This window comes from Streptomyces krungchingensis (assembly GCF_054729265.1).
In genome coordinates this window covers 48,638-74,820 of sequence record NZ_JBPUKY010000001.1, presented here as the reverse complement: position 1 = coordinate 74,820, position 26,183 = coordinate 48,638, and the positions used below count along the sequence as shown (strand labels likewise).

General features: G+C 68.7%; 22 protein-coding genes and 4 pseudogenes. 16 read left to right on the top strand and 10 right to left on the bottom strand.

Going from position 1 to position 26,183, the window contains the following annotated elements; genetic code table 11:
* Nucleotides 1-187 precede the first annotated feature (187 nt).
* The 7 genes and pseudogenes from ACSYGO_RS00365 to ACSYGO_RS00335 all read left to right on the top strand — a co-directional run bounded on the left by ACSYGO_RS00365 (nt 188) and on the right by ACSYGO_RS00335 (nt 5,694).
* A complete protein-coding gene (locus ACSYGO_RS00365; RefSeq protein ID WP_460385374.1) occupies nt 188-523 on the top strand; it encodes a hypothetical protein in 336 nt (111 codons plus the stop codon).
* 43 nt (nt 524-566) lie between these two features.
* Complete coding sequence (locus ACSYGO_RS00360) at nt 567-830, top strand: hypothetical protein (protein ID WP_460385373.1); 264 nt, start codon at nt 567-569, stop codon at nt 828-830.
* On the top strand, nt 831-1,016 hold the full coding sequence (locus ACSYGO_RS00355; RefSeq protein ID WP_460385372.1) for a hypothetical protein: 186 nt from the start codon (nt 831-833) through the stop codon (nt 1,014-1,016).
* A 9-nt stretch (nt 1,017-1,025) separates the two neighbouring features.
* Nucleotides 1,026-2,180: a hypothetical protein gene (locus tag ACSYGO_RS00350; RefSeq protein ID WP_460385371.1), complete on the top strand. Its 1,155-nt coding sequence runs from the start codon at nt 1,026-1,028 to the stop codon at nt 2,178-2,180.
* A gap of 250 nt (nt 2,181-2,430) precedes the next feature.
* Nucleotides 2,431-3,105, top strand: coding sequence for a hypothetical protein (locus ACSYGO_RS00345; RefSeq protein ID WP_460385370.1), 675 nt, complete (start codon nt 2,431-2,433; stop codon nt 3,103-3,105).
* A gap of 624 nt (nt 3,106-3,729) precedes the next feature.
* On the top strand, nt 3,730-4,761 hold the full coding sequence (locus tag ACSYGO_RS00340; RefSeq protein ID WP_432187856.1) for a C40 family peptidase: 1,032 nt from the start codon (nt 3,730-3,732) through the stop codon (nt 4,759-4,761).
* Nucleotides 4,762-4,830: 69 nt separating this feature from the next.
* A pseudogene (locus ACSYGO_RS00335) lies at nt 4,831-5,694 on the top strand (IS5 family transposase).
* Here the strand turns inward: ACSYGO_RS00335 and ACSYGO_RS00330 are convergent.
* Together ACSYGO_RS00330 and ACSYGO_RS00325 are read right to left on the bottom strand one after the other, a co-directional pair.
* Nucleotides 5,658-6,317 (bottom strand): response regulator, encoded by a 660-nt coding sequence (locus ACSYGO_RS00330; protein WP_460385369.1) that lies wholly within the window; start codon nt 6,315-6,317, stop codon nt 5,658-5,660. The pseudogene ACSYGO_RS00335 and the gene ACSYGO_RS00330 overlap by 37 nt on opposite strands.
* A complete protein-coding gene (locus tag ACSYGO_RS00325; RefSeq protein ID WP_460385368.1) occupies nt 6,314-7,441 on the bottom strand; it encodes a sensor histidine kinase in 1,128 nt (375 codons plus the stop codon). The genes ACSYGO_RS00330 and ACSYGO_RS00325 overlap by 4 nt, the downstream gene beginning before the upstream one ends.
* Before the next feature lie 231 nt (nt 7,442-7,672).
* Between ACSYGO_RS00325 and ACSYGO_RS00320 the strand changes: the two genes are divergently transcribed.
* Nucleotides 7,673-8,071, top strand: coding sequence for a DUF6223 family protein (locus ACSYGO_RS00320; RefSeq protein WP_432173632.1), 399 nt, complete (start codon nt 7,673-7,675; stop codon nt 8,069-8,071).
* Nucleotides 8,072-8,249: 178 nt separating this feature from the next.
* Here ACSYGO_RS00320 and ACSYGO_RS00315 read toward each other — a convergent pair.
* A pseudogene (locus tag ACSYGO_RS00315) lies at nt 8,250-8,402 on the bottom strand (amino acid permease); the annotation flags it as partial.
* A gap of 78 nt (nt 8,403-8,480) precedes the next feature.
* Here ACSYGO_RS00315 and ACSYGO_RS00310 point away from each other — a divergent pair.
* Nucleotides 8,481-9,263 carry an arsenate reductase/protein-tyrosine-phosphatase family protein gene (locus ACSYGO_RS00310; RefSeq protein ID WP_460385366.1) on the top strand — a complete coding sequence of 261 codons (783 nt, stop codon included), beginning with the start codon at nt 8,481-8,483 and terminating at the stop codon, nt 9,261-9,263.
* Complete coding sequence (locus ACSYGO_RS00305) at nt 9,260-9,637, top strand: VOC family protein (RefSeq protein ID WP_432173630.1); 378 nt, start codon at nt 9,260-9,262, stop codon at nt 9,635-9,637. Before ACSYGO_RS00310 ends, ACSYGO_RS00305 begins: the two co-directional genes overlap by 4 nt.
* Before the next feature lie 55 nt (nt 9,638-9,692).
* Here the strand turns inward: ACSYGO_RS00305 and ACSYGO_RS00300 are convergent.
* A pseudogene (locus ACSYGO_RS00300) lies at nt 9,693-9,898 on the bottom strand (cation transporter); the annotation flags it as partial.
* 452 nt (nt 9,899-10,350) lie between these two features.
* Here ACSYGO_RS00300 and ACSYGO_RS00295 point away from each other — a divergent pair.
* Nucleotides 10,351-10,977: a helix-turn-helix domain-containing protein gene (locus ACSYGO_RS00295; RefSeq protein ID WP_460385365.1), complete on the top strand. Its 627-nt coding sequence runs from the start codon at nt 10,351-10,353 to the stop codon at nt 10,975-10,977.
* 41 nt (nt 10,978-11,018) lie between these two features.
* Here ACSYGO_RS00295 and ACSYGO_RS00290 read toward each other — a convergent pair.
* Nucleotides 11,019-11,643, bottom strand: a pseudogene (locus ACSYGO_RS00290) (transposase); the annotation flags it as partial.
* A 530-nt stretch (nt 11,644-12,173) separates the two neighbouring features.
* Nucleotides 12,174-12,668, bottom strand: coding sequence for a hypothetical protein (locus tag ACSYGO_RS00285; protein WP_460385363.1), 495 nt, complete (start codon nt 12,666-12,668; stop codon nt 12,174-12,176).
* A gap of 609 nt (nt 12,669-13,277) precedes the next feature.
* Here ACSYGO_RS00285 and ACSYGO_RS00280 point away from each other — a divergent pair.
* Both ACSYGO_RS00280 and ACSYGO_RS00275 read left to right on the top strand, forming a co-directional pair.
* Nucleotides 13,278-13,760: a MarR family winged helix-turn-helix transcriptional regulator gene (locus ACSYGO_RS00280; protein ID WP_460389654.1), complete on the top strand. Its 483-nt coding sequence runs from the start codon at nt 13,278-13,280 to the stop codon at nt 13,758-13,760.
* A 293-nt stretch (nt 13,761-14,053) separates the two neighbouring features.
* Nucleotides 14,054-14,617 carry a histidine phosphatase family protein gene (locus ACSYGO_RS00275; protein ID WP_460385362.1) on the top strand — a complete coding sequence of 188 codons (564 nt, stop codon included), beginning with the start codon at nt 14,054-14,056 and terminating at the stop codon, nt 14,615-14,617.
* 440 nt (nt 14,618-15,057) lie between these two features.
* Here the strand turns inward: ACSYGO_RS00275 and ACSYGO_RS00270 are convergent, their stop codons facing one another.
* The 3 genes from ACSYGO_RS00270 to ACSYGO_RS00260 form a co-directional block, all read right to left on the bottom strand.
* Complete coding sequence (locus tag ACSYGO_RS00270) at nt 15,058-15,651, bottom strand: GrpB family protein (protein ID WP_460385361.1); 594 nt, start codon at nt 15,649-15,651, stop codon at nt 15,058-15,060.
* Between the two features lie 151 nt (nt 15,652-15,802).
* Nucleotides 15,803-16,993 (bottom strand): IS110 family RNA-guided transposase, encoded by a 1,191-nt coding sequence (locus ACSYGO_RS00265; protein ID WP_460385360.1) that lies wholly within the window; start codon nt 16,991-16,993, stop codon nt 15,803-15,805.
* A gap of 402 nt (nt 16,994-17,395) precedes the next feature.
* Nucleotides 17,396-18,172, bottom strand: a complete 777-nt coding sequence (locus ACSYGO_RS00260; RefSeq protein WP_460385359.1) for a DUF4253 domain-containing protein — start codon at nt 18,170-18,172, stop codon at nt 17,396-17,398.
* A 96-nt stretch (nt 18,173-18,268) separates the two neighbouring features.
* On the opposite strand from ACSYGO_RS00260, the gene ACSYGO_RS00255 reads away from it, so the two are divergent.
* From ACSYGO_RS00255 to ACSYGO_RS00245, 3 genes are all read left to right on the top strand, one after another.
* Nucleotides 18,269-19,087 (top strand): transposase family protein, encoded by an 819-nt coding sequence (locus ACSYGO_RS00255; RefSeq protein ID WP_460385358.1) that lies wholly within the window; start codon nt 18,269-18,271, stop codon nt 19,085-19,087.
* Between the two features lie 113 nt (nt 19,088-19,200).
* Nucleotides 19,201-19,866 carry a DUF4097 family beta strand repeat-containing protein gene (locus ACSYGO_RS00250; protein ID WP_460385357.1) on the top strand — a complete coding sequence of 222 codons (666 nt, stop codon included), beginning with the start codon at nt 19,201-19,203 and terminating at the stop codon, nt 19,864-19,866.
* Between the two features lie 799 nt (nt 19,867-20,665).
* Nucleotides 20,666-21,901: a PQQ-binding-like beta-propeller repeat protein gene (locus ACSYGO_RS00245; RefSeq protein WP_460385356.1), complete on the top strand. Its 1,236-nt coding sequence runs from the start codon at nt 20,666-20,668 to the stop codon at nt 21,899-21,901.
* A gap of 411 nt (nt 21,902-22,312) precedes the next feature.
* Here ACSYGO_RS00245 and ACSYGO_RS00240 read toward each other — a convergent pair whose 3' ends face one another.
* Nucleotides 22,313-25,684, bottom strand: a complete 3,372-nt coding sequence (locus ACSYGO_RS00240) for a S8 family serine peptidase (protein WP_460385355.1) — start codon at nt 25,682-25,684, stop codon at nt 22,313-22,315.
* Between the last annotated feature and the right edge of the window lie 499 nt (nt 25,685-26,183).

Sequence of the window (26,183 nt, the reverse complement as noted above, 5' to 3'; positions counted from 1 at the left end):
CTGCCTCCCTTGCGGAGCTGCTCCGCGCCTTTGCGAGGACGCCCCTGCCGGAAGGATGAAGGGTTGACCCAGCGTCAAGGTCAAGCCTGCTCCGATCACCGCATCCAGGTCTTGCCGGAGACGAACGCCTTGCGGCCTTGGCGGCCTGCATGTGGGGGAGGGACTTGCATCTCGGTGCCGTCCAAAGGTGTCCATCGGCACCTGCGCACGCGCCTTCGGATCCCCCTGCATCCATGAGCATGCTTGTGTCAGATGCGCGCTCCTCCGGCCTGATCCAGTCCAACGGTCACGGCTGATCGACATCCGCGACAACCTGATCGCCCGGATCGCCGAGGCGGAGCGGGAAGGACGGCTGGGCGAAGTCGAGGGCATCCAGGTCAGCCTCGTCGGCGCGCAGGACAAGCTGGACCAGTTCGATGCCGAAGCAGCCCGCCGATCCGCCGCAGTCGATCTCGGCATCCCAGCCTTCGCCGACATCGCCAACCGCACCGCCACTGCATCGACGGACCAGCACCTTCGCTGAAATCCATGGTCGCCACGAAGCCGAACTGCCTACGCTCCAACCCATGCGAACCGTCTTCGTGTTTCCCACAGGTGAGCGAGCTGAGACCCTCGCCTCGCTCGATCGGAATCTGCCCGGGCAACGCAATCCGTGGACTCTGGGCGGCAACCTCGACATCGACATCGACGATGAGCTGACCGGCTGCCTCTTCTCCGACTGGGATCCCGAGGATGTGGCGATCCTTGAAGCGGCCATCGGACATCACCCCACGTGGGCGGTGCAGATCGACATCTCCGGGCGGATCGACGGCACCGCAGAGGTTCACTAAATGATCTCGCTGTTGCTTGAGCATGGAGGTGTGGCAACGGACGACTACACCGCCCACCCATGGACCCTGCCGGAAATCCTGTCTGAAGCGGTGATCGACGGCCTGCGCTTCTTCGACTTTCGTGGCCACCACGAACTCAACCGCGCGGACGAGCACCGAGACCGTCCCTCGGACGCAGCCAGCTAGCATCCGGGCATGAGACGAGACCAACCACCGAGGCCCGTTGCCGTCGGCAACGTCGTCGCGGTGTACTCCGAGGCGCTCGGTGCCTGGACCGCCTCGCAGGTCACCGGCATCGACGCCGCAGCAAAGTGCGCTGCGGTCGTCGAACTGGACTGGTCCGGGCCCGAGCCTGAGACCGTGGCCGACCTGGGCGACGACGTGCAGCCCCTCCGACTCACGCACCACAGCTGGGGCGGCAAGCTCTCGCACTGCAACCACAGGTGGGTCCTTCCGAAGAGTTTCACAGTGATCGGCTCCCTGCCCTCGCTGGTGACCGCACCCTCGTACTCCTACAGCCCGACGTGGGGTCGGGGCGAACAACTGGCCCGTCAGCGGCACTGGGACAGCGGTGACCGCGATGACTGGAATGCCTCGTACGCGCTGACGTGCACAGCCGACGAACTGGCCGACGAACAGACCCACGACGATGTGCGGGCGGGCGTCAAACACCTCACCGTGCGCGGGATCACCCGGTTCGACTGCGCCCGCCTCGTCGCCGTCTTCCCGGATCTGACCCGCTTGTCGTTGTCGGGGAACCTGGGCACGCTCACCTCGGCGGCAGCCCTGAACCAGCTACCGCGACTGCAAGGGCTCACCATCAGTGACCTGTTTGGGATGGAGCCATCAGATTGTCTGGTGCCGCGCCATGTCCCGGAGGTGGAGGATGTGTCGCTGTACGGCATTCCGGCGGACTACGCGGCCGCGATGCGCAAGACCTGGCGTCCGCACGTGCGGCACGGAGTGGAGCTCGACGTCCGCGGTGCCCGTAAGCCGGAATGGGTAGCTGCCAACGAGGCCAACCCGCTCCGCGACTGGGATGGCCGCGAGCGCATACCCCGCACGGGGTACCGCAAGGCCGTTGCTCAGTACAAGGCGACGCGGGACGCCTTTCTGTCCGAGGTCACCAGCGGCGAGCAGCATGGCAACATCGTGGAGATCGGGCGCGCCTTCGGAGCCGCCTTCAACACGCTGGACAGCCGCGCACGCTTCATCGAGACCGTGGAGCGTGAGGAGCTGTTCGACGCTCTGGAATTCTTGGCGGAGGAAGCGCAGACAGCTGCCGGGCGCGACCTGAGCGCCGCTCGCGCGGCGCTGATCGAGGGCGTGGACTCCATCCGCGACTGGTGACCGCCGCCCATCCGCTGCCGCTCGCCGGCTCACGGCTGATGCCGTTCAGATCGGCTCCCCTTGCCTGGTGCAGGGAAGCCTGAAGTACGAGCCGTGCGAGACGACGGAGGGGATCTTCCCTGCGAAGTTCTTCTGTTCCGTCCCGCTGATGCTGCTCAGCCCCCCTGTTGGGGCTCTCTGAAGAAACTCTGCCTGGAGTTCCGTGAAGGATCTTGAGCTAGGTGTGATTCCGGGGTGATGGTGAGCGCCGATGATCGGCGCGGCTCGGGGTGTGGGCGGGGAGGGCGGAGAGGTGGCGGTAGTAGAACGTCTGGGTGCCGTGAAAGGGCCGGCGCGATGGGACTGGGAGCTGCTGCCCTTGGAAGGCGTCGGGCCACTGTGTTTCGGCATGCGCATTACTGAGGTCGCCGCGGTGCTGCCGGGCATGACCGAGCTGCGTCGGTTCCAGGCGGACCCCTCGTTTCCGGAGGCCCTCGGCGTGGAGTTCGGCATGGGGCGTGATGAGCCTGCCGTGTACTCCTACTTCGTCGACGGCCGGTTGTTTTGCGCTGCGGTCGACGCGGTTCACGGACCGCAGGTGACGCTCTGGGGAAGGGAGTTGACTGCCTGCGTTCCAGCCGATCTGGAGCAGTTCCTCGTGCATGCTGACGGATGTGGGGTGCTCGATGTGTCCTATGGTCCGCGGGGGAACCCTGGAGTAAACGGGCTCGGCCTGGTGGTGCGGGTGCAGGAGGTCGCCGACGCTGTGGTGACCCGGCCGGTCATGGTGGGCCGGGGCTGGGCCGATCGGTGCACCGACGACTGGGAAGGCTCGATCCCGGAGTGTGAATGGGTGGGCCGACTGTGGCCCCATGCAGGCGAAACGGAATCCTGGCCCCCGCCCGGCCGCCAGACGCACTGGGGTGGCTGGCAACCGCCCTTCTAGCCCGACCCCTTCCTGCGGCGTAGGTCCGGCGCGTGTGGCGGCGTTTCGAGGAGTCTGACCTTGCCTGCCCCGTCCCCACCTCCAACAGGGCGAGGCCAAATGGCAAGCCGAGTGGCTTCGTAGGCGGGAGCGGGCGACGTCTGTCGACGGTTCCCAGCAGCACGTGTGCATCGGTGCGTGATTGAGGTCGTGGCTTCTGGCCTGGCCGTTCGGCTGGTGATTGATCAGCAAGCCGTCTGCCGGTGGGCGGGCCGGCTTTCGGTACTGACCCTCGTCGTAACCCCCAGTGCCGGCGTGGAGTTGGGATGCCAAGGCCAACGGGTGCTCTGGTCAATTCCAGGTGCAGAGGCCGGACTTCGAGGCGGTCGGGGCGGACCGTGGTGTGGGTCTGACGGGCGAGGCGACGGCACGCTGCCTTGTATGAGTTGTGATCGATTTGTGTGTAAACAATGCAGGACACGACCGAGGTTGTTCTGTTGAGACTTTGAAATAGTCACAGGAAGATCACTATGGTGAGGTCTCGAACCTTCACACGAATGATCGCTCGCACGAGGCGAGTGACGGTGAAGGGGCGCCGTCCAGCGGTTCTTCTGTGGGCGGTGGAGGAAGAAGGAGTTCGTCTTCGTGGCGCTTCACCGTCGACCCAAGCCGCAGAGCCGCGCCCGCGTGACTGTGCTCACCGCGACCGCCGCCGCTGCCGTGGCGCTCACCTCGCAGGCTGCCAACGCGGCCCCCAAGCCCACCAAGAGCGAGGTGAAGGCGCAGGTCGACAAGCTCTACAAAGAGGCAGAGCGGGCCACCAACCGGTACGACGGGGCCAAGGAGAAGCAGGAGAAACTGCAGAAGGAGATCGGCCTGATCCAGGACAACGTCGCCCGCGACCAGGACGAACTCAATGAACTGCGCACGGGCATCGGTGCGATGGCCAGCGCCCAGTACCGCTCCGGTGGCATTGATCCCTCGGTCCAGCTGCTCCTCTCCGCCGACCCGGACGACTACCTGGACAAGGCGTCCACGCTTGAGTCGCTCTCGGCGCAGCAGTTGGAGTCGCTGAAGAAGGTCCAGGGGAAGCAGCGCGAGCTGGCCCAGCAGCGCGCCGAAGCCACGCAGAAGCTCGAGGATCTCGCCGACACCCGCACCGAGCTCGGCGAGAAGAAGAAGGAGATCCAGGCCAAGCTGAGCAAGGCGCAGAAGCTGCTGAACTCCCTGACCGCCGCCGAACGTCAGGAGATCGCCGACGCCGAGCAGCGTGCCAGCCGCACGTCCGCCGAACGCGTCGACCTCGGCAACGAGGTGGCCGCCTCCCCGTTCGGTGCCGCCGCCCTGAACGCCGCCGCCACCCAGATCGGCAAGCCGTACAGCCGGGGCGGGACGGGCCCCAGCTCCTACGACTGCTCGGGCCTCACGCAGTGGGCGTACGCGCAGGCCGGTGTCCACATATCCCGGGTCACCTACACACAGGTCAACGACGGAGCCCACATCGGCATGAGCGCGCTCAAGCCCGGTGACCTCGTCTTCTTCAACAACACCGAACACGTCGGCCTCTACGCGGGCAACAACCAGGTTCTGCACGCTCCGTACCCGGGCGCCTACGTGCGCTACGAGTCGATGAGCACGATCGGATCGTTCCAGTTCGGCGTACGTGTGGCAGGCTGATCGCGCCAGCATCTGCTGCTCGCACCAACAACGACTTCGCCCGGTCGAAGGGCACTCGCCTGACCACGATTGCTGGAGCCGTCGATACCGAAGGGGATGAAGGCGGGGAGGCCGCCCGTCTGGCCTCGGCAGCAGTTGATCGACGGCATACGGTTCCGGGTCCGGACCAGTGTTCCGTGGCGGGACGTTCTCGTTGAGTACGGGCCGTGGGGCCGGGTCTATGACCTGTTCCGCCGGTGGCAGCGGGACGACATCTGGCAGCGGATCTTCACCCGCCTCCAGTCCCTGGCTGACGCGAGGGTGCGATCACGTGGGACCTGAGCGTGGACTCCACGGTGTGCCGCGCCCATCAGCATGCGGCCGGGGCCCGCGAGGGACCTGCCGAAGGAACCGCCGGGCGGTGTCTTCGCCGAGCCCGTAGACCACGAACTGGGAAGGTCGCGCGGCGTGTTCACCACCAAGCTGTACCTGGCCGTCGAGCAGGGCCAGAGGCCCATGTCGGTCGTGATCACGGCCGGGCAGCGCGGAGACCTGCCGCAGTTCGAACCCGTGCTGGAGAAGGTCCGCTTACCCGGCCTCGGGCCGGGTCGGCCACGTGTCCGCCCCCGTCGGGTCCGCCCCGACAAGGCGTACGCCTCCCGCAGAAACCGCGCTAACCGGCGCCGCCGGGGGATCCGCTGCACCATCCCGGACAAGGCCGACCAAGCGTGCAACCGCCGGAAGCTCGGCTCGTGTGGCGGCCGGCCGCCACGTTTTGACGCGGTCGACTACCGCGAGCGCCACGCGGTCGAGTGCGGGATCAACCGACTCAAGCGTCATCGGGCCGTGGTCACCCGCCACGACAAGCTGGCACGACCCCTCGGAAGTGGTGCGAGTCGGCAACCCATGTCCGGCTGTCAGCTCTTGCGGGGGGTGACCAGGCCGGATTCGTAGGCGAGGACCACGAGTTGGGCCCGGTCGCGGGTGTGGAGTTTTGTCATGGCCCGGTTGATGTGGGTCTTTGCGGTCATCGGGCTGATCACCATGTGCTCGGCGATCTGGTCATTGGACAGTCCCTGTGCGGCCAGGGCGACCGCTTCGCGTTCGCGGCCGGTCAGCTCCTCCAGCACCGTACTGGTGGTGGGGAGCGGCTGGGTGACGTACCGGTGGATCAGCTTGCGGGTGATGGACGGTGCGAGGAGGGCATCGCCGCGGGCGGCAACCCGTACGGCGTGCAGGAGGTCGTCCGGCACGATGTCCTTGACCAGGAACCCGGCGGCACCGGCGCGCAGCGCGTCGAAGACATACTCGTCCATGCCGTAGTTGGTCAGCATGACGACGTGCACGCCGGCCAGGGCCGGGTCCGCGGCGATGAGCCGGGTCGCCTCGATGCCGTCCATGACCGGCATCTGGATGTCGATGAGCGCGACGTCGGGCAGATGCTCCTTGACGAGCACCAGACCTTCTTCGCCGTCGGCGGCTTCGGCCACCACCTCGATGTCGTCTTCGAGGTCGAGCAGCGCGCGGAAGCCGCTGCGGATGAGCGGCTGGTCGTCGACCAGCAGGACACGGATCATGATGCTCGTTCCACGGGGAGTTCGGCCTGGACGGTGAAGCCGTGCCCGGTGCGCGGCTGCGCACGCAGCCGGCCGCCGAGGGCGATGACGCGTTCACGCATGCCGAGCAGCCCGAGGCCGGGGGCCGGGGCGTCGTCGGGGGTGGCCTTGCCGTCGTCGTCCACCTGGACGGCAAGAACGTGGGGCCGGTAGTCGATCCGGACCGTCGCGGTGGTGGCGCAGGCGTGCCGGGCGGTGTTGGTCAGCGCCTCCTGGACGACGCGGTAGGCGGTCCGGCCCACCGCGGCCGGTACGTCCTGCCGTTGTCCTTCGATCGTCAGCGTTGCGTCCAGGCCCATCGAACAGGCGCGCTCCACCAGTTCGGGTATGTGTTCAAGGCTCTGCGGCGGGCTCGTGTCGTCGTCGCGCAGGGCCTCCAGAGTCGCGCGCAGTTCCCGGGTCGCCTCCCGTCCGGCCGTCTGGATCGCCAGCAGCGTTTCGGGTACCTGCTCGCCGCGCCTGCGGGCGACGTGGACGGCGACCTCGGACTGCACCTTGATGATCGAGATCTGGTGGGTCAGGGAGTCGTGCAGCTCCCGCGCGATGTGCAGCCGCTCCTCGTCGGCGCGGCGCCGAGCGGTCTCCTCCCGGGTGCGCTCGGCTTCGTCCGCCCGCTGCTCGGCCTGCCGCAGTGCCTCTCCGGCGGCGAAGGAGGCGATCAGCCAGGCGATTTCCAGTACGTTGCGGGCCTGCGTGAATGCCTCGCGCGTCGGCCCGTCGCGGAAGAGCAGTGCCGTGAGAGGGAGGACGACGAGCAAAGAAACGGATGCCGCCGCCGTCAGGGCGCGGTGCCCGGCCCGTACGGCGCCGTACACCGCGACGAGGTACGAGACGGCGAGCACCTCGAAACCCGCCGCCTCGTAGCCCACCGCGCACAGGCCGGTGACAGCCAGCACGGCAAGCGGAGCCCTGCGGCGCGCGAGCAGCGCCAGCCCGCCCGCCGCCAGCAGTACCGCGCCGAACAGCTCGCGCTGCCCGGCCGGATGCTGCCCGGACAACCCGCTTCCCAGCAGCAGTGCCGCCACGCTGACGGCGATCGCCCAGTCCATGGCGGCGGCCGGGACACGAAAACGCCCTGTGTCCATGCGCGCACCCTAGCCGGACGCCGCTGCGAGCGAGTCCGGCCCGCGGACGAGTAGCCGGCTACCGCACCCGCGGTACGTGCCCGCCGCCTGCCGCATCCGCAGCAGTCGACTGCCATGTCGACGGCAGTCCCAAGAGACTGCGCCCGCCGGACGACCAGCAGCGGCCTCGGCAGGCACGCTCAAGGCCCAGCGAAACCGCGGAATTCGCCGCGCACGAAGGAGAAGAGTGGCATGAGCGCAACGGATGTCCTGAGAGTGGCCGCCGAGGGCGGAGTCATCGGCGACGGGCGGACGGGGGCCAACCTGGCCCTCGGGGTGGGGCTGATCGGCGTGGCCACCGGCTGGCTGTCCCTGGCCCGCGTCGCCGGCCGTATCAGCACCGGCAACGCGCGCACCGGCGCCATGTCGGCCATGGCGGTGGGCCTGGTCGGCACGGCCCTCGCGGCGCTGCACCTGGCCACCTCCAGCGGCGGCCCCGGCACCGGCAACGGGATCGTGGGAGCCATCGCGGCCATCCCCTTGGGGCTGGTCGCCCTGGCCCTCGGCCGGCGCGCTCTCACCCGGTCCCGACACATCGAGCGGAGCGCCGATCGCGGCGGCCACGAGGGGAAGTTCGGGTCCGCCTCATAGGCACAGCCGGTCCTACCCTGGTGCTCGGTCCGGACACGTGAGTGCGGAGCGCGCCTTCTTCGGACGAGTGGCTGAGCCCCGTACGAGACCGTGGTTTCGCGGCGGGGTGGTGGTGCGGGTTTTCGGCGAGATCTTGGGCAGTGGGCGGCATTCGATGGCGACCGGGATGTTCCTGACGACCAGCAGCCCGGGGCCGGTCGACGGCGGCCGGGGCGAGCGCCGCGAAGATGCCCGCGCCAATCATCGAGGCCAGTCCGATGAGGACGGCGTCGCCGACGCCCAGCCGCCGCTGGAGCTGAGGTGACGCGGTCTCGGTGGGCTGACTCACGATGTGCCTCCGTCTTCCGGCAGTGAGCGTCGAGACTCCCGACAGCAGGTGCATCAATTTTGTTTGATGTATTTTGGCTTCATGAGGCCATCGGATCCTGCCGCCCCAGCGTTCGTGCAGCTGGCGGCCCACCCGCTGCGGTGGAAGCTGCTGACCGAACTGGCCGCGAGTGACTACCGCGTTCGTGAACTGGTGGAGCGGGTCGGCCAGCCGCAGAATCTGATCTCCTACCATCTCCGGCTGCTGCGCGGCGGCGGGCTGGTCACCGCCCGCCGCAGCAGCTTCGACGGCCGCGACAGCTACTACCACCTGGACCTGCAGCAGTGCGCACACGCGCTTGCCAACGCAGGTACCGCCCTACACCCGGCGCTGTGCTTCGCCCCCACCCCACCGCCGCTGCCCTCGCCACGTCCGGCGAGACGCCCCGCCGTCCTGTTCGCCTGCACCGGCAACAGCGCCCGCTCACCGATCGCCGAGGCGCTGCTGCGCCACCGCGCCGACGGTCGGGTCGAGGTGGCCAGCGCCGGCAGCCACCCCAAACCCGGCATCCATCCCGACGCCGTACAGGTCCTGCGTGAGCAGCACGGCATCGACATCTCCGGGCAGCGTCCACAGCATCTGGACACCCTGGCCGGCCGCCGGTTCGACTACGTGATCAGCCTGTGCGACAAGGTCCGCGAGGTCTGCCCCGACTTCGGCGACCAGCCACGGCTGGTCCACTGGAGCATCGCCGACCCCGCCGCAGCCAGCGGCCCCGACCCGGTCGGCCACCCCGCATTCGTCCGCACGGCAGCAGAGATCGACACCCGCATCCGCTACCTGCTGCCGCTGCTCACCCCCACACCACAGGAGGTTCAGTCGTGACCACGCCAGAGCAGTTCGCCAGCGTCCGCTACCTCGTCGACGACGTCCAGGCGGCCATCGACTTCTACACCACCCACCTGGGTTTCACCCTCCGCAGCAACCCCGCCCCCGCCTTCGCCGACGTGACACGCGGGCCGCTGCGGCTGCTGCTGTCCGGCCCGGCCACCTCCGGGGCCCGCGCCACCCCCAGCGGCCTCGGCGCCGGGGGCAACCGCATCCACCTGACCGTCGATGACCTCGACAGCGAGATCGATCGGCTGCGCAGCGCCGGACTGACCTTCCGCAGCGATGTGGTCTCGGGTCCCGGCGGGCGTCAGATCCTGCTCACCGACCCCGCCGGCAACCTCATCGAACTGTTCGAACCCGCCCGCTAGGCAAAGCGCATCCACACCCGCCGTAAGCGCGTTACGGCAGCACCGGGGCTGCCGGTCATGTGCAGCAGTCGCACCCGGGACGGCAGCCGCACGCGTCGCTCACCTTGGCAGCGGCCGGAACCGTCGCGGCGGAGGGGGCGCAGCAGCCCTTGCCCCGCCAGTCGTCGCGGCCCTCCTGACGGCGATAGCGGCGCTGACGAGAGCGGCGATCGGGTCGGCCCAGGACCAGCCGAGGTTGGCGTTGAGGACCAGGACGACCAGGGGCCAGGGATTCGGTGTCGTAGGGGCTCTGAGTGACGCCGACATCAGACCAGATCGTCATGGCGTACCAACTGAGACGCTTTGTAGAAATAGTGTTGATGTGACTTGGATCGAACCCTCTCTTTGTCAACAGCAGAAGTTGCTGGTGAAGTCCTCAACTTGCGTCAGGTTCCGTTGCCATCCCCCTCAGGGCCTGTGCGGATGACGCCGTGCTCTTCGCTCTCAACGGCAGTCGACTGCGGGTGAGCCCCGCACCCGGGCAGGCCCGACGGAAATCCCGAGTGCTTTCGGACCCGCGCATCCGGCCGGTCGCGACCATGCACTGCAGCTCCTGGCGATGGTGCTGTCCTGTCCTCCACGTGAACCGCCGTCGACGACGACCTGGTGCCGCGTCGACCAACGTCTGCCTGGTTGAGGCAGGTTGCTCTCTCCACTGGTGAGAGAGTGCGGACATGGAGATTGCCAACCGCACGCTGACGGTGGACGTGATCGCGGCATTGACGTACTGGCCCGGCATCATCTGGGGAGGTCAGAAGAACCCTCCGGACCCGGTGGATCTCACTGCTCTGCCCCCCTTCTTCAACGAGTTGCTGCAGGATCTTCCCTGGTGGAACCGCGACTGGAAGGTCAGCCACGTCGAACCGGGTCTTCCCTTGGAGATCGGGAGTGATCACCACGGTCACCCTTCACGGTTCACTGAGGTGTCAGTGCCCGGCACGGTTGGCTCCAGCGATAACGAGAGCCTGCCCTTCGTCGCGAAGGTCGGGTTCGCGGGTGACCGGCTGATCCGATTTCAAGCCAAGATCGACGACATGGTCGTCGGTCCTGCCGTTGCACCTGCTGGACGACTGGAGCCACACCCGTTCGCAAGGGTGCTCACCGGGTTGATGGAGCTGCGCGGGATTCCGGTCAAGACAATGGCAAGGGAAACCGCACGATCGATGTCCACCATCCACATGCTTCGCAACGGAAGGCACAACCCGGAGCCGTTTCTTGCCCAGGAGATCGCCAAGGTTCTGGGTATGTCCGAAGCAGACGTCAGAGTCATCGCTGGACTCGACGACGGCAGTGCGCGGTAACTGACAGGTGGCGGGCGTCACGATGTGGCGTTGGCGCTGCGTCAAGCGGCGCTCGCCCTGTTGATCACGGTGCGGAGGCGCTTGTCGGTGGCGTGTCCGTTTCGCCAGTTGATGTAGCGGCGGATCATGCTGCCCTGAGCCTTGTGGGTGGGGTGGTCGGTGCCGTCGAGGGTGAAGTAGCGCGGGGCGGTGAACTGGGCCTCGATGCGGTTCAGCCCGGAGCTGTTGGTGGGTGTGGAGGCGAATTCGACGCTGTTCGCCCCTCGGTCCAGTCGCCGACTCTGGCGTCCTTCTTCGTGCTCAGGTGCGGGGAGGAGTTGTCGAGCACGATTGCGATGCGGGTCTGGGGCGGGTGAAGGCTGCGCAGGTGGCGGCAGAACTCCAGGAACCTCGTGCGGTGGTTCCTCCGCTTGATGTGGCCGTAGAGCCGGCCTTTGCCCAGGTAGTAGGCGGCAAACAGGTGCCGGACGCCGTGGGGGCGGTGTAGGTCGCCCGCCGTCTCGGCCTGGGCTCGCGGTCCTTGTGCCGGCCGCCGCATTCGGCCCACTGCCTACCGGGGTGAGGCTGGGGGTTGATCGGGGCGAACTCGTCCAGGCAGAAGACGACTTCGGGCTCGCCGTCTTCCGGTATGACCTCGCCGTCGGCGATGGCGTAGAGGTGCTCGACGATGCTCGGCAGGGGCGCCGGTCGGCCGGGCGCGGGGGGCCGGTGGGGCGGCTGCTGTCCGGGTCCGTTCCCGCTGTGGGGACGGAGACGGGGGCGGAGGCGGGGGCGGGCGCTTTTTGGGGTGGGTGTGGCTCGGTGGGGTGCCGGTCGGGCGGGCGGTGGTGTGCCCGTATTACTCGGTTCGCGGGCGGCGGTCGGCGCTGTGGTTCACACGGGTTGGCCGCCGTGGCACGTGGGTGTTTCGCGGCACCGTGCGTGTGCGGCAGGGGCTCATCCGACCGTTGGCCTCGCGGGTCGGCTCATACGGGGGTTGCGTTAGGCGGGTGTGGGGAGGGCGGGGGCCTGGGTGCGGCGGTGGCGGCCGTTTGCGGGGGTGTCCAGGGCGGAGGGTCGTTCGAGGGAGGGTTGCCCGCGGTGCCGGCCGGTGCCGGGGTTGGTGGCGGGGCGGAGGCGGCGGAGGCTTTTGATGGTGCGGATCGGCGGCGTCATGGTGTTCTCCGGGTGGGGGTTCCGGGCGGTTCGGGTTCTGCTCAGATGCCGTAGGGGTTTTCGAGGACGCGGACGGTCCAGAGCTGGTCGAAGTGCCAGCGGTCGAAGGCGTAGGCGCGTTCGTCGGCCTGGGCGACGGCGACCCACTGTCCGTGGTGGCGGTGGTAGACGCGGTGGCCGTCGTAGCGGAGCTGGTGGCCGTTGTCGTCGGAGCGCCAGTAGGAGTAGCCCGAAGCGTCCCGCTCGCCGTGCCATTCACGCTGTCCGTCCGACAGGAACCATCCCTGGCCGATGCGGGAGAGGCCGGTGTGCTGGGTCACGCTGACCACGGTGGTGGCGGGGTGAGCGCCGTGCTGGGCGGCGGGCTGGGCGGGTGTCGTGGCGGGGACGGTGACGACGGCGGTGGTGGGGTGAGCGTGGTGCTGGGCGGCGGGCAGGGTGGCTGCCGAGGCGGTGCCGGTGACGGCGAGGAGGGCGCTGCCGGTCATGGTGACGGTGGCGGCGGCGAGGGCGACGCGGGTCGTCAGCTTGTTCATGGTTCTGTCTCCTTGCTTCGCCCGGTGTGTGGTGCGGGCGGTGAACGATCGACGTGACGGGCCGTTGGGCTCGTGGCCGGTACGGCCGAGCGACGTCATGCGTTGACGCTATCAGATCGTTGAGGGGCATCAATGAATGAGCGCGTGTGACTGTCGACTCACCGAAACGAAGCCGCCCGGGGTGCCGCGGACCGCGGAAACCGCCTGCCCGCACCCGCCCCCACTGGCGGTCGGGGTCGTGAGGGCGATGGAGGGCCACGGGCACGCTCATACTCGGCCGGCGGTTGCGGTCATGAGGTGTGGCGGCAAAGGATCACGAGCCCGAGGGGGCCTCGAGGTGGCCGCGGCGGGCTTGAGGGGGAACGGTCCGGCCGGCGGATCGCTGACCGGCTCCGGTCGCCGCGTGGGAAGTGGACCGCCCGAGACGGTCCGGGACGACTGGCGAAACCGCCCGTCGCGCCCCCGGCCGCCATCGCGCCCCCCAGTCCTGCCCACCGTGCCCCTCGCCGTGGACCGGACCTCTACCATTGAGGCTCTGCTATCATCGATGTCGATAGATGATTTTGTTGGGGTAATAGTTTGCTGAGAGGCAAGGTAAGTGGGGTGACAATGACTGCGGACCTGACCGGCACCGTCGAGGCCGAACCCCTCGAGCGGCTCGGCTTTCTGCTCGCCCGGCACGGCGCCATCGCCTACGCGCGCACGGAGCACGCCTTCAAACTGTGCGGACTGACACCGCGCCAGGGCGCGACGCTGGTGCTGCTGGGCGAGTCGGGCAACATGAGCCAGAAGGGCATGGCCGAGGTTCTGGAGGTGGACCCCAGCATCCTGTGCGGGATCCTCAACGACCTCGAGAACACGCACCTCGTCGAGCGCCGGCGCGATCCCGCCGACCGGCGCCGTCACATCGTGGCGCTCACCGACGAAGGCAGCCGCACCCTCGCCACGGCCCAGGACGCCATCACCGCCGTGGAGAGGGAACTCTTCGCCGACTTCACCCCCGAAGAGCTCTCCACCCTGCGCAGCCTCCTCGCCCGGGTCAGGACCTCCAAGAGCATCAGGACGCCGGGGAGCGACTCCTTCTGCACCTGACCGACCCGCCACCACCAGGCTGTCAGGGGCCACGGGGATACCCGTGGCCCCGTTGCCATGCCGCGCATCCGTCGTATTCCGGTAGCAACGCTCGGGTGACGGGCGCGCGGCCGGGTGGCCTTTTGCGGCCCTCCGCGATCTGTTCGGATGCCAGGTGAGTGCGGTGTCATCGGCCACCGCTGCTCGGCGTATCCCGTTGCGGCGCGGCGGGTGGCCCGTGCCGGGTCCGGCCGGGTGGTGAGTGCGGTGTGCGTGGGGCCGGCGGTGGGGGAGCAGCGCTTCCTCAGCACACGATGGCTGTGCGGGCGCCTTCGGTGCGCGGCGCGCAGACCGCGCACGCTTTCGGCGTGGTGGCGGCGGTCGAACCTGCGCTGCGTGATCTCGACCTGGGCACATGGTGCGGTCGCACCGTCGACGAGGTCGCCGCAGCCGACCCCGACGGGTTCAGTGCCTGGCTCTCGGACCCGGATGCCGCGCCGCACGGCGGTGAGTCGGTGCGTCGGCTGTGCCGCCGGACCGCGCGCTGGCTCAACCACGGGGCGCCCGAGACGGGTCATGTGGTGGCGGTCGCGGAAGCGGCCGTGGTCCGGGCCGCGCTCGTTCATGCTCTGGCCCTGCCGGCACGAGCCTTCTGGCATCTGGCTGTACCGCCGCTGTCCCCGGTCTCTCTGACCTGGCGAGGCGGCCAGTGGGACGTCCGGCTCGGCCACGTCACCGGCCAGGAGGGCCGGCGACGGTTCCTCACGCCCTCAGCGACGCCGGCACGCGGCGATGGTGATCGGTGTGCGGAGGCCCGCCCGGGCGGCGGGAAACGATCAACTCCGTTCCGGGAGACGGTCTTCGCCGGCTGCGGGTAGGCCCTCACCTACACCCTCCGTCGTTCCCCGGGTGATCCACTCGGGCACGATCGTCTGGCCGTCGACCTGCGCGGCCTGCCGGACGCACGGTCAGACGGCAGAAGTCAGCGCATGGCACTCAGCGGACGTGCCTGGAGCGGCACATCTGTTCGTCAATCCGCCGCTGTGACCGGCTCCCTTCACCCATCACGGCCACCGCAGCCCAAGAGCCGGTGCGCTGGGACACCTCGCGAAGGACGTCCCGGTTCTGGTCGGGTGTCGGTCGGCCGGCGGCGAGGACGACGTCGATGGCCTGGGCGGCCACGGCGTGGGAGCGGAATCCGCCGCTGTCACTGCAAACGCCGAGGCCGGATCATGCGGCTCGAGCAGCCGGGCCGCGGCACCTTCACCGCTTGATCGCGGATCTCCCGGTGGCAGTGAACAGCCGTCGCCCGGCCTCGCTAGGGCATCTTGCGGTGCGGGGCCCACCCTGTCTCGGCGGCCCAGGAGTTGGCGATGGTGATGACCAGGTCGACGACTGGGTCCTTGATGTCGGCGTAGGTGCCGATGTCGCTGACTGCATCCGCGAGGAGGGTCTTGAAGTGTGCGTAGGCGGGCACCGCCTCGGGGTGGGCACAAAACCAGTCACGGAAAAGTAGAGCGAGGCGCTCGTTGGGGGAGCCGAGCAGGCGGACGTGGAGGTTGCAGTCGGCGTCGGTGTGTGCGCGGCGTGACCAAAAGCGCTTGGCCCACTGTTCAGGGTCGGCGTCGAGCCCGGCCGGGACGTGGTCGCGCTGGTACGGGGAGCGCGAAAACCCCATGGCGGCCAAGGGCTGGTCGAAGGCACGCTCGGCCTCCGCGAGATCGGTGACGCTGATCTGGATGTCGAAGACCGGTTTCGCAGCCATGCCAGGGATCGCGGTGCTGCCGATGTGCTCGATGTGTACTGCCGGCGGCGCCAGTTTTGAGCGCAACTCGGCTGCGAGGGCGAGTCCGCGTGCGTGCCAGGCTGGGTCGTGAGCGACAACGACGATGTGTTGAGTGTCAGCGGCCATTCGCGCAAGTCTAGGCCGGAAACAGCCCTTGGGAGCCATGCTCGGGGCCGGACGAGCAGCAGGTCATCGGCATAGCATGTCGGCTGCCCTCGCACTCGGGAAGCGCATGCCCCACGACCTGCAGCGCTCCAGTGATTCCTAATGCGGTCTGTCAAGCCGCCTGGGCAGTGGGTGACACGGCCTCGTAGGGCCGTCCGTCTCGTAGGAGGGCCCAAAGGACGTTGACCCGGCGGCGGGCCAGAGCCAGGACGGCCTGGATGTGGCGCTTGCCTTCGGCGCGCTTGCGTTCGTAAAAACGGCGAGAGTCCTCGCAGTGACGGATGCTGAACAACGCGGAGATGTAGAAGACTCGTTGGAGGCGACGGTTGTAGCGGCGTGGCCGGCGAAGGTTACCGCTGATCTTGCCGGAGTCGCGGGGCACGGGTGCGACGCCTCCGAAGCCGGCGAGGCGGTCCGCGGTGCCGAAGGCGGTCATGTCACCGCCGGTCGCGGCCAGGAACTCGGCGCCGAGGATCACGCCCAGGCCGGGCATGCTGGTGATCACTTCGAAGTCTCGATGCTCGCGAAACCGGGCCTCGATCGCCTTGTCGAGCTCGGCGACCTGCTGGTTGAGGGCGATCACTTCCCGTGCGAGCGTGTGCACCAGCTGAGCGGTGAGTTTTTCGCCGGACAGGGTGGTGTGCTGGCGCCCGGCAGCTTCCATAGCGGTCTCGGCGAGCCGGTCGGCGCGCTGGACCTTGCGGTTGCGCAGCCAGGTTTCGAGGCGTTTCTTGCCTGTGCGGCGGAGGGAGGCCGGGGTCTGGTACCCGGTCAGCAGTATGAGCGGGCCGGTGTTGGTCAGATCCAGGGTTCGCTCCAGGCCGGGGAAGATGTCGGTGAGCTGGGCTCGCAGCCGGTTGACGGTGCGGGTGCGGTCGGCGACCAGGTCGAGGCGCCGCCCCGTGAGGATCTTGAGGTCGGTGACCCTCTCGTCGTTGGCGCGTAAGGGGTGCAGGTCGCGGCGGATGCGGACTTGGTCGGCGATGACGGCGGCGTCCTTGGCGTCGGTTTTGCCCTCGCCGCGGTAGCTCTCGGCGGCGCGGTGGATGGCCCGGCCGGAGATGTAGTGCACCGACTGGTCGTGGTTGAGGAGGATGGTGCTGGCCAGGGCGGCTCCGCCGTCGGCCAGGTCGATGCCCCAGGTCACGGTCTCGCCCAGAGCCAGGACATCGGTGAGGAGTTCGAGGAGTTCGGGTTCGTCGTTGGCGACGCGTCGTGACAGCAGCCGACGGCCGCTCTCGTCGATCGCGACGCAGTGGTGGTGTGTCTTGCCTGCGTCGATGCCGGCCCAGATCATGACCATGTGGTGCCTCCGTGCGGTGTGCTGCTGGCGCTTCCCGACGGACGACCTCGCTGTCGATTCCCTACTCAGCGATCATTCGCAATTCCTAATTGGCAGCCGAGTCGTCGTGGGGCGCCGGGCGGCCAATCACTGAAAGCCACGAACGGCAGAGCCTTTTGAACCACACCCGGAGCCCCTGGGCGGGTCAACCATACGAAGGGCTCACCGCATCCCGCAGGACAACGTAGGGAGCCTTTTCCAACCTCGGTTTGAGCTGGTCAGGTGGAGGGTGAGGACGGCTTGCACGAGGGCGGTGATGCGGGTGGTGGAGCATCGAAGCTTCAGTAGAAGCCGCCCGGTCTTGAGGGCGGCGATGGCAGGTCGCCGTGCGCAACCCGGCCTATACGGAGCCCGTGAGGCCCCCTAATCCCACCAGAACGACCAGTGAGTTCGCCCCGTAAGACTTGCTGCGTACTCGGGAAACGGTGTGGGCGGGTCGTCGACGATGTTGTTCGCGGTCGACAGCACGTGCTCCAGAGCGAGCAGCTCCGTTTGGGAGGCTTCGACAGGCGGGCGTGCGACTGAGACGTGCAGCTCTCTGCCGAACACTCCCACCACTCGCGCACCGTACCGGTCCTCCCAGCTTCGCAGCAGGGCACAGACCAAGGGCAGTGGTGCTTCCGTGTCCAAGCCGATCGACGCAACGGCGTCGCTACTGCGCGCGGCGGGGACGAGCACAAGGCGGCAACGGTCCCGCCGGGCCACGTCGATGAGCCGGGCCAGCGTCCTTACCGAGGCTTCCTCAGGTGTCGGATCAGTGGGCATCACGGGTAGCGTCGGCGCCAGGCCCGGCCACTGTTCGAAGGGCGGCCCGGGGTCGTGCGGCCACGGCTCGATTCCTTCGGGAACCGGGACCGGCGTCGGGTTCGTCCAGAACGGAAGCCTGCTGCGCCGATACTCGGCGAAGTCCGCCGCGAGCACGTCCTCCAAGGAGTCGCTGTCAACTTGTTCCAGCTCCAGCGGGCTTCCCAGAGCACCGGGCCACAAGAGCGGAACCAGCCCGGTTGCCTCGTGCTCGCCCAGCAAGCGGGACCACAAGTGCTCGATGTCATGAGGAAACTCGTCGGAGACCCACACGTGCAACCAGCCACAGGGCAGGATCCGACCGGGAGGCAATCCGTCAGGCAGCGCAAGAACCATGGATGCACTGTAGAAGGTGTCTCTGACAGTGATCCTTTTCCAACCCGTTGGCCTTGCCGGGCAGTTGGGCTGACAGACGAGTGAAGCCCCTGGTAGATGGGTTTTCGACCGAGAAGAACCCGTGCCCACCAGAGGCTTCGCATGCCTGTCTACCCGTCCGGGCTGGACGTGTCCAGCTCCGCCCTGCGCTTCCTTTCCGCTCGTCTGCGGGAACACCGTCTTCGTCTCGGTACCCGATGGTGGCGCTTGAGTGCGGGGCGGCAGGCGCTGCTCGCTCTGGCGCATCTCCGCAATGGTCATCCGTACGCCCAGCTGGCAGCCGGATTCGGGATCGGTACCACCACCGCCTACCGCTACATCACCGAGGCCGTCGATGTCCTGGCCGCACTCGCACCGTCCCTCGCCGATGCTGTCCGGGCGGCGTCGAGGAAGGCGTTCGTCCTGCTGGACGGGACGCTGCTGCCGATCGAACGCATCGCCGCCGATCGGCCGTTCTACTCGGGCAAGCACAAGAAACACGGGATGAACGTGCAGGTCGTCGCCGATCCGTCGGGGCGCCTGCTGTGGGCATCTCCCGCTCTGCCCGGGGCCGTCCACGACGTCCGCGCGGCCCGCGAGCACGGTGTCATCGATGCTCTGGTAGGGGCTGGCATAGTCTGCTGGGCCGACAAGGGCTACCAGGTGCGCAGGAGCGTCTCCGGCCATTCCGCGCCGCGAGATGTTTGGCACACCGGCAGACCGGCCGGACTGGGATCGCGGCCGGGCGGCCTGCTTCGTTCACCCGCGCTGTGCCGCGTGGCGTGGCGCTGTTTCCACCGGAGCGTTCACTCTCACTCCATTGCAACGAACAATAGCAGGCGTGTTGCATTCCCTTCAGGTCCCTTGCAACGATTTCTCTCAATCTACCTGCAGTAACAGCATCGTTGCGCAACGAACCTGTTGTTGGATTGGTGAATGCAACGTAGCTTTTCGGTTGTCGGAAACAGCGGGCCGCAGGGGTCCGCGCCGGCAGACGAAGGAGCTGTGTCATGCAGAAGTTCGCCACCCCCGCCCCCGTCCGGGCCGTTGTCTCCCTCTCCGCCGGGCGTATCCAGCTGATCGCGGCCGACCGCACCGACACCACCGTCGAGGTCCTGCCCGTGAACGCCTCGAAGGGCCGTGACGTGAAGGCCGCCGAACAGATCCGGATCACCTACGACGACGGCGTCCTGCGCATCGAGGCCCCGGAAGCACCGAACCGGATCCTCGGCCCTGCCGGGTCCGTCGAGATCACCATCCAGCTGCCCACCGGGTCCCGGGTGGAGGCGAAGGCGGCCGGCGCCGAACTGCGGGGCGTGGGACGCCTGGGCGACGTCGTCTTCGACGGCGGCTACCGCACGGTGAAGATCGACGAGGCCGACAGCGCTCGCCTCACGGGCACGGACGCCGACATCATCGTCAGCCGTCTGAACGGTCCCGGTGAGATCAGCACCCAGAAGGGCGACGTGACCGTCTCTGAAGCCGTGCGCGGCACCCTCGCCCTGAGCACGCAGATGGGCGATGTCACCGTCTGCGCCGCCCGCGGTGTCTCCGCCTCCCTGGACGCCCAGACCGGTTACGGCCGCGTCGAGAACACGCTGAAGAACGACGGCACCCCGGCCCTGACGGCCAAGGCGACCACCACCCACGGTGACATCACCGCCCGCAGCCTGTGACCTGGCACTGTGGCCGCGACGCGCGGCTGCGCCAGCCGGCGCAGCCGCTGCTCGTGTCCCGTCACGGGCCCACGCCGCTCATGTCCCGCGCTGCGCCCTTCCCTTGGACACGGGGGGGCGCTGTCGTGGTGCGCGTCCGATCCAAGCGCCCGCCCCCGGGAGGATCGGCGCTCTGCCCGGCCTCGGCTTTGAAGCCGCCGCCCGCCGTGTCGGGCAATGCCCGGCCGCTCCGGACTGTTGCCGGGGGGGCAGTGCCCCCCAGGCCTCATCTATTGCCTATGAGGACGATCGTCCAGCTGAAGGTTCATGGAGTCATTCGCCGCGTGTCGCGGCCGCCCTTTCGTGACCGCGCTGTTCGCCCGGTGGCTGGATCGGCCTGCGCCATCTCGTGTGCGAGGGGCGTTGCGGCGTTGTCTGGCGACGTCTCGGCATGGGGCCGGTCCGCCCGCGATTACGTTCAGGCGGACGGGCCTCTTTGCTGTGAGGGCATGTGGACCGCTCTTGGTCGCGTGAGGACCTCACGTGTCCGGGAGTGAGCGGAACTGGCGGGATGTCAGAAAGGTGCGGTTCGGCCTCCTTTACTGGTCACGTGTTCCTGCGGGCGACGGGGTTTGGACGGCGTTCTGGCTTGTCTGGCTGCTTCGCGGGGGTGAAGATCCCTGGGCCGCCGTGTCACCGTGACAGGAGGCAGAGCCTGTGGGGGGCAGTGATGGCGCGCCGGATGAATCTGCTGGGAGAACCAGGGGTGGGCCTGTCCAGGGGGCCGGGCAGGTCTGTTCCGAGCCGTGCGGACATACAGATGGCCCGCGGCCGGGTGTGGGGTGTGTTCATCATGCTCGTCCTCCTCGCGGTCGGTGGGCTGGCGGACTGGCACGAGTCGCAGGACGTGTTCACCGGGGCCCACGGTCCCTTCCCGCCGGCGTTCGCCGTCGGCGCCCCGCTCGCGCCCGAGCACGTGAAGCGCCGGACGTCGGACCAGCACGCCCTGGTGCACGGGCTGCTCCTGCAGGACACGACTTCTGGTGTGAGGGCGGTGAATCTGGCCACCGGCAAGGAGTACTGGCGCTATGAACGCCGGGACGGGAACGACGTGTCGTGGGGGTTCGAGGTGTCGGAGCGCACCGTGGTCGTCGGTCACGCTGACGGACGGCTCGTCGGCATCGATCTTCGGACGGGCAGGCTGCTGTGGCGCGTGGAGATCGGGGAGGACGGCTACCGGTCCGTGGAACTCGCCGGCCATCAGGTCGTCACCGGGGCGCCCGGCGCCGTGCGCGCCTTCGACGAACGGGACGGCCACAGCCTGTGGACGGTGAAGACGCCCCAGTCCTGTCCCGAGGTACTCGTCCACTCCGTGCACGCCCTGCCGGACCACCTGAGCGCCGTCCACGTGATGTGCAACGTGACGAGCCTGAAGCTGGACGAACACCACCTGCTGCTCGGCGTCGACAACCGCACAGGAAAGGTCCTGTGGCAGCAGCGCACCGTGGACCCCAAAAAGACGGCCTGGAGTGACGGGCACATCCTCGTCGCTCCAGACCCGGAGCGTACACAGACAATCCACTCGCTCGATGCGAACCGTCAGGGGATCTCTCCGCGCGCCACGTTCCCGCTGGAGGGGTGGGACGTGATCGCAGCCGGCAGCGGCACCGTACTGGCCGGGACCGACCCGAACGACGGCTCCGCAGACCACGACACCCTCCTGCACGCCTATAACACCCTTGACGGACGGTCCTTTTGGCAGGTGCGGGCGTCGGCCGGCCAGGAGTACGGGCTCGCGAAGATCGCCGACGGCCGGGTGTACGTCGTACGCCAGCCCTTCCTCACCGAGACGGACACCGGGCGTCGGATCCATGCCGACCTGCTCGTCCTCGACGCCGGCACCGGGCGCCTGCTCCACACCCTGCGGCTGCCGTCCATGACCGTGCCGGACGACTACGACTACTTCGTCAAGCTCGACATCCTCCACATCGCCGACGGCGCGGTGAGCATCGGCTGGCGAGACGGCGAGGGTGACCTGCTGATCGCCACGGACTGATCTTGGTCCGCGCCGCATCACCGGCCGATGGTGCGGCCCGCGATGTGAGGGTCGGCGCTTGCCGGCCCGGCCGTCGTCGGGCACCGTCTGGCGTTGCCGAGCCGGCCCCGGGGAAGGGGCTGATGCATGAGCGGGTGACGTCTGAACTGGCCGGCCCCGGAGTGGGAGGGGTGTCGCGGTGTCCAAGGCCCTGTCGCCGCAGGCCGTTGGTGTGTCGGCTGCGCAGGCCGGCCCCGGAATTGGGAGTCGCGCGGGCCATGCCGGGCCAGGCGCACGCAGAAGGGCCCCTGCCTGTGGCAGGAGCCCTTCGGCCGACTCGGTGTTCTTGGGGGTGTCGACGGCCCTGATGGCTCGCGCTATCCCGGTTCTAGGGGGAGGGCGTTGTGGGCGTCGGGGCCGGGGAGGTTGTGTCTACTTCGTCAGGTAGGCGTTGATGATGGTCTGGTCGACGGCGTTGTCCTGCCGGTCGACGGCCTGGGTCTTGAAGGAGACGCTGCCGCCCGCTGCCGGGTTGGTGACCTGGATCCGGCCGTCGCGCACGGTGGCGGTGCGCCAGGTGGTGCCCTTGTCGTAGGAGACCCATACCTTCAGCGACTTCAGGTTCTGGCCTGCGGCGGCTCCCTTCACGGTGACCGGGACCTGCACCTTCGCGCCTGCTGTGCTGGTGTTGTCGAGGGTCAGGCGGGGGGTGAAGCGGACGACGGAGATGGGCAGGGTGGTGGTTTTCGGGGTGTAGGCGGAGGAGAACGTCCAGTTGACGGTCAGGCTGCTGGAGACGTCGGCCGCGATGCTGCGCTCGACCGTAACGTTGAGGCGGTAGTCGGCTTGTTCGGTGCTGGCTGCGGGGTAGAAGAAGTCCATCGGGTAGGGGCTCCATCGCACCAGTTCGCCGTTGCGGTAGAGGCTGGTGTCGGCAGCGTCCACCCGTGTCTGGTTTCTGTTGGAGTTGCCGGCCCCGTCGGAGAACAGCGGGAGGCTGCCGGTCATCGTGTTGCCCACCCGGATCAGTTCGGCACCTTCGGGCAGATCGGGTCCGAAGACACCCACGTTCAGCACACGGTGGTAGGAACGGCCCGGCTTGAACGTGTTTTCCGTCGTGCTGTAGACGGTGTCGAGGCGGCCGTCGGCTCCCCTCTGGCGCAGGGCCAGCCACCAGGTGCTGTCCGGTGTGAGCAGGTGCAGGGTGGTCGTGGAGGGCAGGGAACGCTCGACGGTCACGCTGCCGCCGCCGGTGGCGGCCAGCGAGAGGAATCCGGTCTTGTCCTTCCCGGCCGTCCCCAGCTGGGTGCGGACCTCGGCGAAGTCGCGGGTGCGGGGGTGGGCCTGGAAGCCGGTGACGTACCTCTCGCCCGTGGGCTCGTAGGCCGCGTCGTAGTCGTCGTGTCCCTGCACGCCGGTGGAGAAGGCGGCCTCGATGCGCTGGTTCAGCGAGTCCTGGCCGGCGGCGTCGGGGCCGACGTGCGCGGTGCGCAGTTCCTTGGCGGCGTCGAAGAAGGCGAGGAAGGACGGGCCGGGGCGGCCGGCCTGGTCCACGCCCGCGCGGACGAAGCCGGAGGTCTGCTGGGCGGCACGGTCGGGGACGGTGACCTCGACCGGTTTGGTGGTGCGCGCGTCCAGCGTCACCGTGGTGTCCTTGGTGACGTCGAGGTTGGGCTGGTTGAACCAGTCCTCGCCCTGCTCGTAGGAGCCGGCCGGGTCCACGCGCAGCGAGGCGTTGAGGTAGTACCGGCCCTTGGGAACGCGCACCGTGTAGGTGTCTGCGGACAGGTAGGAGGCGCCTCCCTTGAGGGGACCGGACAGGCCGGCCAGCGTGGCGTCCCAGGCAGCTGCGGGGGCGGGCTTGCCCGCACGGTCCAGGAGCTTGACGGTGACGTCGTACATCTCCGGCTCGCGCTCGACGGCCAGCGCGGTGGCGACGCTCTGCCCCTCGCCGGATGCGGTGATGCGTCCGGTGAAGCGGCCTGCCGTGTCGCCGCCGAGCCGGGTGTCGGCGGTGACCGTCACGCTCGCCTCGCCGTGCGCGGGGACGGTGACCTGGTCGTCGGCGCTGAACATCCCGCTGGGCGCGGGACTTTGGTCGGGCGCGGTGGCGCCCACGGTCAGCTTCAGGGTGATCGGCGTGTCACCCGTGTTGTGGTAGGTGAGGTTCTTGGTGAGCACCTGGTCGTCGGTGTGCGGCCAGCGGGCGAGACCGAAGGAAAGCGAGGTCTGCTTGGTGAAGACGCTCTGCTTGATCGCGCCGCGCAGATCGACGCGGCCGGAGCCCTGCTCGAACGCCGTGTACGCACCGGGCGTGGTCGACGCGACGAGCGTCTGCTTGATGTCGTCGCCGCTCCAGTCGGGGTGCTGCTGGGCGAGGAGGGCGGCAGCGCCCGCGACGTGCGGGGACGCCATGGAGGTGCCGCTGAGGGCTACGTAGCCGTCGGCGACCGGGGTGCCGGCGCCGGCCATGAAGCTGTCGTGCGCGGCCGCGGCCCCGATGCCGACACCGGGCGCGGTGAGGTCGGGCTTGATGCCGTCGTCCCCGATACGCGGCCCGGTGCTGGAGAACGGGGCGAGAACGTCCTGCTTGTCGACCGCGCCGACGGTGAGCGCGGCGTCCGCGCTGCCCGGCGTGCTGATCGATCCGGCTCCCTGCTCGCCGTTGTTGCCGGCCGCGATGACGAAGAGGGTGTTGCTCTCGGCCGAGAGCTTGTTGACCGCCTCCTCCATCGGGTCGATCTCCGGGGAGTCGTAGGCGCCCAGGCTGAGGTTGGCGACGTCCGCCTTCTGGGCCACGGCCCACTCCATGCCCGCGATGATCTCGGACATGCCGCCCTGGCCGTTGTCGTTGAGCACCTTGGCGTCCAGAAGAGCGGCGCCCGGCGCCACACCCTTGTACGTGCCGGCGGACTTGGCGCCGGTGCCCGCCGCGATGGACGCGACGTGCGTGCCGTGGCCGAACCGGTCGTCCGTGGTCGGCGAGTTGGAGAAGTTGTGCTCGGCGGCGACCTTGCCGGCCAGGTCGGGGTGGGTGGTGTCGATACCGGTGTCCAGGACGGCGATACGTGTGCCGGTGCCGTCGTAACCGGCCGCCCATGCCTCGGGTCCGCCGATCTGCGGCACGCTCTTGTCGAGCGAGGCTTCGACGACGGCATCGAGCCATACCGACGCGATGCCGGGCGCGGCGGTGCGGCCGACGGCGTGGGCGGACGGGTCGGTCAGGGCCGACCACAGGGTGGAAGTGCCGTTCGCGGGCGCACTGATGGCGTCGGCGTTGATGCTGGCCAGCCGGTGCTGCACGGCGGCCCCGCCCGTGGTGCGCAGGGCCGTCCTGGCCGCCGGGCGGGCCCCGTCGTACAGGACGATGAGCCGCAGGTCCGTGCGCTGGGCGTAGGCGGACGCGCTCTGCGTGGTCATGTCGAACAGCCGCCGGTCCAGGTGACCGCTTTCGACCAGGCTCCGCGCATCGCGGGGAATGGCGTAGGTGTGGCCGCCGACGCGCTCGACACGCAGAGGTATGTTCTTACGGCCCTTGGCCGGACGGACGGACAGGACATCGCCCTTGCCGTTGACCAGGACGCGGTCGCCGGTGATCAACGCTATCCACCGCTGCGCGGCGGCGGGCCGGGATGCGTCGGCCTGAAGGGCGGACGAAAGAGGCGATCTGGAGTGCGACGGCGAGATCGGCACCGTACGGGCCGGGCCCGCCGGCGCCAGGGACGCCGACGGCGTGGCCGCCACCAACAGCATGCTGAGCCCCACGAACGCGCCGAACGCAGGTCTCTTGGACGTGGACTTCACGAGTTCCTCTCGCTGGACGAGCCTTTCCCCGTGCCGGTGGGCCTGAGGAGAGGATGTGCAAGCAGCTTTTGGCTGCACCTATTTCCTTGAACGGCCGCGGACCGCACGTGATCACATGGCGTCGACCCCGCACGACCGCGTGGCTGCTGCCCGACGCACTAGCTAGTTGGTGCTGAGAGCCGTCAAAACCGCTTCACCCGCGGCCTTCAGCACCCACGGTGTGTCTCTCCGAGCCGCCCCACGCGGTGCGCGCCCGTGCGCGGCGGCGGTGTGAGGGGCGGGGCGCGGGGCAGGCCCGTCAACGGCCGCCGGTGGTCGGGAGTGTGATGAGGTGTTCGGCCGTCCACGCAAGACACCCCCTCTCGAAATGTTGGAGCATGCCCGGGGTGTGGTGTGGGTGCCGCGTCGGGCCTCGAGCCGTCACACCGTGCCTGGACACGCACCGGCTCAGGCCATCTACCATGTCGGCTGGCTGGTGGGCCCAGCCTCCCTGCTGACC